The 8,984-nt window shown below is 70.2% G+C and carries 6 protein-coding genes, 3 tRNA genes and 1 pseudogene; 7 read left to right on the forward strand and 3 right to left on the reverse strand.

The window, feature by feature from the left end; all coding sequences use genetic code 11:
• Positions 1–200: 200 nt before the first annotated feature.
• A pseudogene (locus tag ACIA5D_RS25270) lies at positions 201–1,522 on the reverse strand (cryptochrome/photolyase family protein).
• On the reverse strand, positions 1,519–2,394 hold the full coding sequence (locus ACIA5D_RS25275; RefSeq protein ID WP_396032612.1) for a phytoene/squalene synthase family protein: 876 nt from the start codon (positions 2,392–2,394) through the stop codon (positions 1,519–1,521). The pseudogene ACIA5D_RS25270 and the gene ACIA5D_RS25275 overlap by 4 nt, the downstream one beginning before the upstream one ends.
• 62 nt (positions 2,395–2,456) lie before the next feature.
• On the opposite strand from ACIA5D_RS25275, the gene ACIA5D_RS25280 reads away from it, so the two are divergent.
• From ACIA5D_RS25280 to ACIA5D_RS25310, 7 genes are all read left to right on the forward strand, one after another.
• A complete protein-coding gene (locus tag ACIA5D_RS25280; protein ID WP_396032613.1) occupies positions 2,457–3,530 on the forward strand; it encodes a polyprenyl synthetase family protein in 1,074 nt (357 codons plus the stop codon).
• 8 nt (positions 3,531–3,538) lie between these two features.
• Positions 3,539–5,011, forward strand: a complete 1,473-nt coding sequence (crtI, locus tag ACIA5D_RS25285; protein WP_396032614.1) for a phytoene desaturase family protein — start codon at positions 3,539–3,541, stop codon at positions 5,009–5,011.
• The gene (gene idi, locus ACIA5D_RS25290) at positions 5,008–5,628 is read left to right on the forward strand and encodes an isopentenyl-diphosphate Delta-isomerase (RefSeq protein WP_396032615.1); all 621 of its coding nucleotides are present in this window, start codon (positions 5,008–5,010) and stop codon (positions 5,626–5,628) included. The genes crtI and idi overlap by 4 nt, the downstream gene beginning before the upstream one ends.
• Entirely contained in the window at positions 5,618–6,634 is a 1,017-nt protein-coding gene (locus ACIA5D_RS25295; protein ID WP_396032641.1) for a MerR family transcriptional regulator, read from the forward strand. The genes idi and ACIA5D_RS25295 overlap by 11 nt, the downstream gene beginning before the upstream one ends.
• A 138-nt stretch (positions 6,635–6,772) precedes the next feature.
• Positions 6,773–6,845, forward strand: a tRNA-Glu gene (locus ACIA5D_RS25300).
• Positions 6,846–6,907: 62 nt separating this feature from the next.
• A tRNA-Asp gene (locus tag ACIA5D_RS25305) sits at positions 6,908–6,981 on the forward strand.
• A 13-nt stretch (positions 6,982–6,994) separates the two neighbouring features.
• A tRNA-Phe gene (locus ACIA5D_RS25310) sits at positions 6,995–7,068 on the forward strand.
• Positions 7,069–7,531: 463 nt separating this feature from the next.
• Here the strand turns inward: ACIA5D_RS25310 and ACIA5D_RS25315 are convergent.
• Complete coding sequence (locus tag ACIA5D_RS25315; protein WP_396032616.1) at positions 7,532–8,590, reverse strand: serine hydrolase domain-containing protein; 1,059 nt, start codon at positions 8,588–8,590, stop codon at positions 7,532–7,534.
• Between the last annotated feature and the right edge of the window lie 394 nt (positions 8,591–8,984).

Below are 8,984 nucleotides of genomic sequence, written 5' to 3' on the forward strand. Positions count from 1 at the left end.
GCCGGCCCCACGACCCGCCGGCCCCACGACCCGCCGGCCCCACGACCCGCCGGCCCCACGACCGCGGCGCCACGGCGGCGCGGCCTCACGGCGGCGCGGCCTCACGACGGGGCGGCGCGGGGCCCGTCGGCCCCCACGTTTTGACGGACGCAACGGGCCGGCGAGCCCCGCTGGACCCGCTCGGGCGTACCGGGCGGGGGTCACGGCCGTAGCCACACCGCCTCGTCGCGGTGTGATTCCAGCGGGCCCGGGTAATCCGGCCTGCGTCGCGCCGCGCCGGGGAGGCGCCACGGCTCGTGGACGGCCGGGCCATCGATGCCTGCGAGCTCGGGTATGTAGCGCCGAACGTACACGCCTTCGGGGTCGAATCGGCGGGCCTGGCGAATCGGATTGAAACGGCGGTAGGGCCGGGTGTCGTTGCCGGTACCGGCCACCCACTGCCAATTGCCGGAGTTGTTGGGCACGTCGCCGTCGAGCAGCCAGCGGAAGAACCAGCGCAGCCCGTGCCGCCAATCGACGCCCAGATGCTTGGTGAGGAACGCCGCGGTGATCAGCCGGGCGCGGTTGTGCATCCAGCCCTCGGCCCGCAGCTGGCGCATCCCGGCGTCGACGATCGGCACCCCGGTGAGCCCGTCCTGCCAGTGCTTCAGCGCCTGCGGATCGTCGCGCCACTCGTCGCCGGCGTTCGGCCGGAAGGGTTTCGCGGAGATCTGCGGAAAGGCGAGCGCGATCTGGTAGGAGAAATCGCGCCAGCAGAGCTGCCGCAGAAACGGCTCGGCGTCGCGCGCTCTCGCCGCGTCGGCGACGGCCAGGGGCGACAGACATCCGAAGCGAAGATAGGGGCTGAGCCGGCTGGTGCCGTCGCCGGGCAGGTCGTCATGAATCTCCGCGTACGAGTCAAGGTCGCGCAACCACCCGGTGAGCCGACGCCGTCCCTCGCTCTCGCCACCCGCCGCGGCCCCGGGCGACTCCCCGCCCGGCGTCGCCGGCAGGCGCCCGGCAGGCGCCCGGCAGTGTGATCTCGCGCGGGATGGCGACCTCGTCCCGCCATTTCGCCGCCGTCCAGGCGCGGTGAAAGGCGTGAAGACCTGGTAGGCGCTTCCGCCGCCGCTGGGCCGCAGCTCGCCCGGATCGACGATCGTCCCCCCGGGAAACAGGCGCAGCGAGACTCGTTCCCGGTCGCAGGCGTCGCGCAGGCGGCTTTCGCGCTTTTTCGCGTACGAGGTGACGTCCGCGGCCACGCCGAGCATGGTCGCTCCACGTCGCGGGCAACCCTCATCGCCTCCTCGACCGGGTCGCCGGCGCGCAGCACGAGGTCGCCACCGCGATCGCGCAAGGACGTACGCAGATCGGCGAACGATTGGTGCAGGAAGCGCGACCGGTTGGGCGAGAGGTCGCCGAGTTTCGGGTCGAGCACGAAGAGCGGGACGACCTTGTCGGCGTTGGCGCAGGCAGCGGCGAGGGCCGGGTTGTCGTGCACCCGCAGGTCTCGGGTCAGCAGGACCACGGCGGTGCGGCTCACGACCGCACCGGCGTGCCCGGGCGCGTGAGCAGGCTGCGGACGGCGACCGAGGCGCGCCGGCTGTTCGGCACGGTGGCGCGCCGGGCGAAGACGTCGTACCCGGCCGCCGCCACCTCGTCGAGGATGCCGCCGTACAGCTGGTACGCCGTTCGCATGCAGGCCTGCGAGGCGGGGTCGAGCAGGGGGATGCCGGGGGCGGCGAACGCGTAATGGCGTCTCGCCCTGCTGACCTCGTACGCGATCAGGGACTTGACCTTGGGGTTGCCTAGACGCAGATCGTCGCGCGTCAGCTCGAAGCGGGCGAGGTCCTCGAGGGGCAGGTAGACGCGGCCGCGCTCGAGATCCTCGGCGACGTCCCGGATGAAGTTGGTGAGCTGGAACGCGAGGCCGAGCTGGCGTGCGGGCTCGCGCGCGGCGACCCGATCGGAGGCGCCGAGGATCGGCAGCATCATGGTGCCGATTACCGCGGCCGACCCCTCCATGTAGTCGAGAAGATCGTCGTAGGTCTCATAGGACGTGATCGTCAGGTCCATCGCCATGCTGCGCAGGAACGTCGCGAAGTCGTCCACGTCGAGGTCGAAGACCGCGATCGTGTGCAGCACGGCCGGCAGCAGCGGATTGTCGACCGGCTCGCCGCGCAGCCCGGACACGAAAGTCTCTGACCACGCGGTCAGCCGCGCGGCGCGTTCCTCGGGCGGAAGCGCCTCGGTGCGATCGACGATCTCGTCGGCGTAGCGGGTGAATCCGTAGAGCGCGTGCACATGACGACGCTTCCACGTGGGCAGTAAGCGGGTCGCCAGGTAGTAGGTGCGGCCGTGTTGCCGGTGCAGCGCTCGGCAGTGCTCGTACGCGCTCGCCAGGTCCGCTTCCACGGGCGGCCTCCAATTCGACGCAGAAATCGACGCAACCTCGAACCTAGGGTACGGTAAATCTCGTGGCCAATGACACGCTCGAGCAGAACCGTCACCGGGAGATACCGCGTCAGACCACCCGCGGCACCGCGGTGCTCGACGCGATCGAAGGCACCCTCGCCGACTTCCTCACCGCGCAGATCGCCTCGCTCGACGCGGTCGACCCCGCGCTCGGCGGTCTCGCCCGCACCACCCGCGACCTGGTGCTGGCCGGTGGCAAGCGGTTGCGGCCCACTTTCGCCTACTGGGGATGGCGCGGGGTCTCCACCGATCCGCTCGAGCCCGTGCTGCCGGCGCTCGCCGCTCTCGAGCTGATGCACACGTTCGCCCTCGTCCACGACGACGTGATGGACGACTCGGCGACCCGGCGCGGGCGGCCCACGGCGCACCGGATCTTCGCGGGGCAGCACGGCGCCCGCTTCGGCGCGTCGGCCGCCATCCTGGTCGGTGACCTCTGCCTGGTCTGGGCCGACCAGCTGCTCGCCCGGGCGCCGCTGCCGACCGCGACGCTCTTCGGGGTGCGTGCGCGCTACGACCGCATGCGCGTCGAGGCCGTGACCGGGCAGTATCTCGACGTTCTCGGCGAGACCTCGGCCGCGGACTGGTCGGTGGATCGGGCGCTGCTCGTAGCGCGGCTCAAGACGGCCAGCTACACCGTGCAGCGGCCGCTGCAGTTCGGGCTGGCCCTCGCGGGTCCCTGTTCTGACATTTCGAACTCTTTGGACGAAGCTTACGAACGGTACGGCGCGCTGGTGGGTGAGGCGTTCCAGTTGCGGGACGACCTGCTCGGCGTCTTCGGCGACCCCTCGGTCACCGGCAAGCCGGCCGGCGACGATCTGCTCACCGGCAAACCAACCGCGCTTCTGCTGCTTGCCCGTCAACTCGCCACCCCCGCGCAGCTTTCTTTGCTGGAAACCGCCGATCTTGCGCGGATCGCTCAGGTCATCGCCGACACCGGCGCCGTGGCCCGCGTCGAGTCGATGATTCAGGAGCGGGTCGCCGCCGCCATCGCCGCGCTGGCCGCGGCGCCGCTGGCCGCCGAGGCCCGGGCGGCCCTGATCGAGCTGACGGTCCGCGCCACCCAGCGCCCGGCATGATGTCTCGCATGCGATTCGTGACGGGTCCGACCGATCGGGTGGTCGTGGTGGGCGCGGGACTGGGCGGTCTGGCCTGCGCGCTGCACCTGGCCGCCGCCGGGCGGCAGGTCACCGTCGTCGAGCGGGAGCCGATCCCCGGCGGGCGGGCGGGGCGGCTGAGCCTTCAGGGGTACGAGTTCGACACCGGCCCCACCGTGCTGACCATGCCCGCACTGATCGAGGAGCCGCTCGCCGCCGTCGGGGAGCGGCTCGCCGATTGGCTCGAGCTCACGCCGCTCGACCCGGCATATCGGGCGCACTACCCGGACGGCTCCACTCTGGACGTACGCACGGACACCCTGCGGATGGCCGCCGAGATCTCCCGGGTGTGCGGGCCGCGCGAGGCCGACGGCTACCTGCGCTTCGTCGACTTCGCCCGCAAGCTCTGGCTGCTCGAACGCGACCACTTCATCGGCCGCAACCTCGACACCCCGCTCGACCTGGTCAACCTCAACCTGCTCAAGCTGCTCGGCATGGGCGGGTTCCGCCGGCTCCTGCCCAAGATCGCGTCGTTCTTCAAGGACCCCCGCACCCAGCGGATCTTCTCGTTCCAGGCGATGTATGCCGGGCTCGCGCCGCACGACGCCCTCGCGATCTACGCGGTGATCGCCTACCTCGACTCGGTCGCCGGTGTCTACTACCCCAAGGGCGGCATGCACGCGGTGCCTCGCGCCCTGGCCGGCGCCGCCGAGAAGCACGGGGTGGAGTTCCGCTACGACACCACCGTGAGCCGGGTGGACATTTCGGGCGGGCGCGCGACCGGGGTGATCACGGCGGACGGCTCCCGGATCCCGGCCGACGTCGTCGTGCTCAACCCCGATCTGCCGATCGCTTATCGCGATCTCCTGCCTGCGGCATTGCCGAGGCGACTGCGTTACTCACCGTCCTGCGTGGTGCTGCATGTGGGGTCCAAGCGCGCGTACGGGAAGATCGCGCACCACAACATTCACTTCGGCGCCCAGTGGAAGCGCACCTTCGACGAGGTGATCCGCGACGGCATGCTGATGAGCGATCCGTCGCTGCTGGTCACCAACCCGACCCACACCGAGCCCGCCTCCGCGGGGCAGTCGTACTACGTGCTCGCGCCGGTGCCCAACCTTCGTACCGGGCCGATGAACTGGCGCGGCGGGCTCGCCGAACGCTACGCGGACTCGCTGCTGCGGACGCTCGAGCGGAGGGGATACGTGGGTTTCCGGGACGGGGTCGAGGTGATGCGGATCGTGACGCCGGCCGACTGGGAAGACCAGGGGATGGCGGCCGGCACGCCCTTCGCGGCGGCGCACACGTTCGGGCAGACCGGGCCGTTCCGGCCGTCCAACCTGCACCCGGTCTTTCCCAACGTGGTCTTCACCGGGTCGGGAACACAGCCCGGCGTGGGGGTGCCGATGGTGCTGATCTCGGGGAAGCTGGCGGCCGCGCGGATCACGGGAGCCATGTCATGACGGCTCGGGAGTCGCATCTGGTGGAGCTCGTCGACGTTTCGGGCATCTCGGCCGGGTCGGCCTCCGTTTTCGATGCCCACCAGGCGCCTGGGATGCTGCACCGCGCCTTCTCGGTCTTCCTGCGGGACCCGGCCACCGGCCGAGTGCTGTTGCAGCAGCGGGCGGCGGTCAAGACGCGGTTCCCGCTGCTGTGGGCCAACACGTGCTGCGGCCACCCGGCGCCGGGAGAGGACGTCGCGGTGGCGGCGGGCCGGCGGCTCGCGGAGGAACTCGGGATCGTGGGGGCTTCGCTGACGCCGGTCGGGGTCTACACCTATCGGGCCGCGGACCCGGGGTCGGGACGGGTCGAGCACGAGTACGACCACGTGCTGCTCGGCGACCTGCCCGCGGGGGTCCGGGTGGCGCCCGAGCCCGCCGAGGTGGCCGGCGTCCGGTGGGTCTCGATGCCGGCGCTGCAGGCGGGGCTGGCGGCGGATCCGGGGTCGTACGCGCCGTGGTTGTCCGGGGTGACCGGGCGCCTGGCCTCGTATCTTGATCGGCCGCGCGTGCCGCGGCCCTCCGCTGGAACTCCATGGCAATCTCATGACGAAGCACCGGAGCGATCGGGTGGGGGATGACGCGCTGAGCGCCGGTGCGGTGGCCCGTCGCCTCGGGGTGGCGGTCACCACCCTGCGCACCTGGCACCGGCGGTACGGGCTCGGGCCGTCGCGGCACGTTCCCGGGCAGCATCGGCGGTATACGGCTCAGGACCTCGACCGGCTCGAGGTGATGCTGCGGCTCACGTCGCAGGGGGTGGCGCCGGCCGAGGCTGCGGCCTGGGCCCGGCGTTCGACTTCCTCTGCCGGCTTCGCCTCGTCGTCCGCCGGCTCGGCTTCTTCGCCGGCCGGCTTGGCTCCTCTGTTGGCCGGCTCGGCTCCTCTCCTGACCGGCTCTGCTCCTTCGCCGGCTCCTTCCCCGGCTTCCCCGGCTCCTTCGCCGGCCGGGCCTGGTGGCGGCGGGCAGGCCATTCCGCTCGGGCCGGCGGTTCCGGCCGCGCGGGGATTCGCCCGGGCCGCAATGCGGCTGGACGCGCCCGTGATGCGGACCATCCTCGAACGGGCCGTCGGAGACTGGGGAGTCGTCCGGGCCTGGGACGACGTGGCGGTGCCGGTGCTCGTCGGGATCGGGGAGCGATACCAGGCCACGCAGCGGTTCGTCGAGGTCGAGCACCTGATCTCGCGGTGCATCAGCGAGGTGCTGGGCGCGGTGCCCCGGCCGCGGGCCGCCTCGCCGGCGCGGGTGCTGCTCGCCGCCGCCGACGAGGAACAGCACACGCTTCCACTGGAAGCCCTCGCCGCGGCGCTCGCGCAGGCCGGCGTGCCGACCCGGATGCTGGGCGGCCGCGTACCCCCGCCGGCCCTCGACGACGCCATCACCCGTACCGGGCCCGCCGCCGTCGTGCTCTGGTCACAAATCGGCGAGACCGGCGACGCCGCGCAGCTGGCCCGGGTGCGCGAACACCCCCACCCGCCGCTGCTCGTAGCCGCCGGCGGGCCCGGCTGGCGCCCCCGCCTGCCCGCTGGGGTGGCCCAGCTCACCACCCTCGCCGAGGCCGTAGAACTCGTCTGCGCCGCCGTACGGTGACGTTTTCGCAGGTCAGAACAGATCGGGATACCGGTTTGGAGACGGGGCCGTCGATCACGTATGCTTTCCAAGCCTCAAGCGGGGCCCGGTTGGGGTCTACGCCGCACAGTGTTGCAGACGTGCCATACTGGCGGAGTTGCCCTCATCGTCTAGTGGCCCAGGACGCCGCCCTTTCAAGGCGGTAGCACGGGTTCGAATCCCGTTGGGGGCACTGGTAAGTTGGCGCGAAAGCTGCCGACAAGCCGGAGCAAGTAAGGCACAGTTACAGAGCAAGGTCCTGTGGAGCAGTTGGAGTGCTCGCCGCCCTGTCAAGGCGGAGGTCGCGGGTTCAAGTCCCGTCAGGACCGCAAGCAACACCAAGGCCAGGTAGCTCAGTTGGTACGAGCGTCCGACTGAAAATCGGAAGGTCGGCGGTTCGACCCCGCCCCTGGCCACGAGTCGGAGGCGGAGTGTGCTCACAAAAAGCGTGAGCCTCGCCGCCTCGTTCTATTTGGCGCGACTTCGTCGCGCGTAGCGGGGGCTTCGCCACCCGCACCCCCTCTGCCGCGGGGTAACTGGCCGTACCTGGTTGTGGTCTTGGCTCTTTGCGACTTCGTCGCTCGAGGCGGGGGCTTCGCCACCCGCACCCCTCTGTCGCGAGGTAACTGGTCGTACTTGCCTCTGTCGCGAGGTAACTGACAGTACTTGGTTGCGGTCTTGGCTCTTGGCTCTTGCGACTTCGTTGCTTGAGTTTGCCGGCGCCGCCCTTGGGTGGGCGGCGCCGGCTTGGCGGGCGTGAGGATGGGGACACCAGCCATGTCCGCCATCGCCCCCTCACGGGACGCCGTTTGATTCCTCTTCCGCGGTGGGGAGGATCGGCTGCGGGGGCGGGCGTATGAGGGTTCTTTGGTGGTTTCTCTAGTTGGTGGTTTCTTTAGCGGTGGGGACTGCCTGGTGTAGGGCTGATTCGATTCGGTCTATGGCGGTGAAGTCGCCTAGGTGTCGGGTTACGTAGGCGATTGCCAGGTTGCGGGAAGGGTCTGCCCAGCCGGCGTTGCCTCCTAGGCCGCCCTGGCCCCAGGTGCCGTCGGGCTCTATCTGGACTCCTAGGCCCCAGGTGACCTCCTGCTCGATGAAGAGGTCGGTGCCGGTGTGCTGGGGGATGGCCAGGGCGGGGAGGCGGCCGTCCATGACTGCCGCGTAGAAGCGGGCGATTGCCATGGAAGTCGCGTGAATGTTGACCGCGGGGATGGCGGCGGCTCGCCATAGCGGGGAGTTGATTACCGCCAGGTCGCGGGCGCCTGGTGGGTTGGAGACGGCCCTTGCGTGTACGGAACCGGGCTGGCCCAGCATTTGTGCCGGCCAGTCGGGGGAGTCGAACTCGAGCTCGGCGCAGCGGGAGATGCGCTCGTCGTCCAGCGCGAAGGCCAAGTCCAAGTCCAGGGGAGTGGCGATCTCTTCGGCCACGAACTGGGCGGGTGGGCGGCCGTCGACGCGGCGGACCAGCTCGCCCAGGAGATGGCCGTAGGTCAGGGCGTGTTCCGCGGCTACGGTGCCGGGCTCCCACTCGGGGGTGGCGGCGGCCAAGTCGGCGCAGAGAAGGTCCCAATCGGACCAGGCCTCCACCGGGCGGGGCTGTGGGAACGCCGGCAACGCTGCCAGGTGGCTCAGCAGATCGCGTACGGATGCTTGGGCCTTGAAGGACGGCCAGTAAGTTGCCGTCGGGGCCTGCAAGCTCAGCTGGCCACGTTGTTCCAAGAGGAGGACGGCGGCGGCCATGACGGGCTTGCCGACCGAATAGATGTTGACCAAGGTCTGGGGATCCCACGGGCTGGTGTGTGCTGCGTCACGCCAACCCTCGTGGACGTCCAGTACAGGGGTTCCGTTGTGGAGGACGGTCAGGGCGGAGCCGCCTCGCGGGGCATTGGCGAAGGCGTCCGCCACGGCCTCGAAGCCTGGTGCGATGAAGCCCTTCATGTGGCGCACGGTAGTCGCTGGACGGGCGAGAATCGCGGTTCCGCAGCGCTGAGCTGGGGTTATGCGGAAGAGTGGTACCCGATTTGGAGCCCGGGGAACGACGCTGTAATGTTTTCCGAGCCGGCAGGGATGCGGACGAGCAAGCGGAGAGATCCGCAGCGGCCGTCCTGCCAAATCCTTCGAACTACGGAACGCAGTCATGCTGCGCGCCTGGGGCGGGGGAGGTACTAGGGCAGATGGGGTGCAACCGGGAGAAACCGGTTGACGATCTCCGGAAGACCTAGTAAGGTTGAACGAGTGCCCCGAGGGCAGTTCAACACGGGTGCGGTTGTTCTTTGAGAACTCAACAGGGTGCTTGTAAAGCCAGTGCCAATAGTTTTATACCCCGGGACCC

Source organism: Actinoplanes sp. NPDC051513, assembly GCF_044454685.1.
In the GTDB taxonomy this organism is placed as follows: Bacteria; Actinomycetota; Actinomycetes; order Mycobacteriales; family Micromonosporaceae; genus Actinoplanes.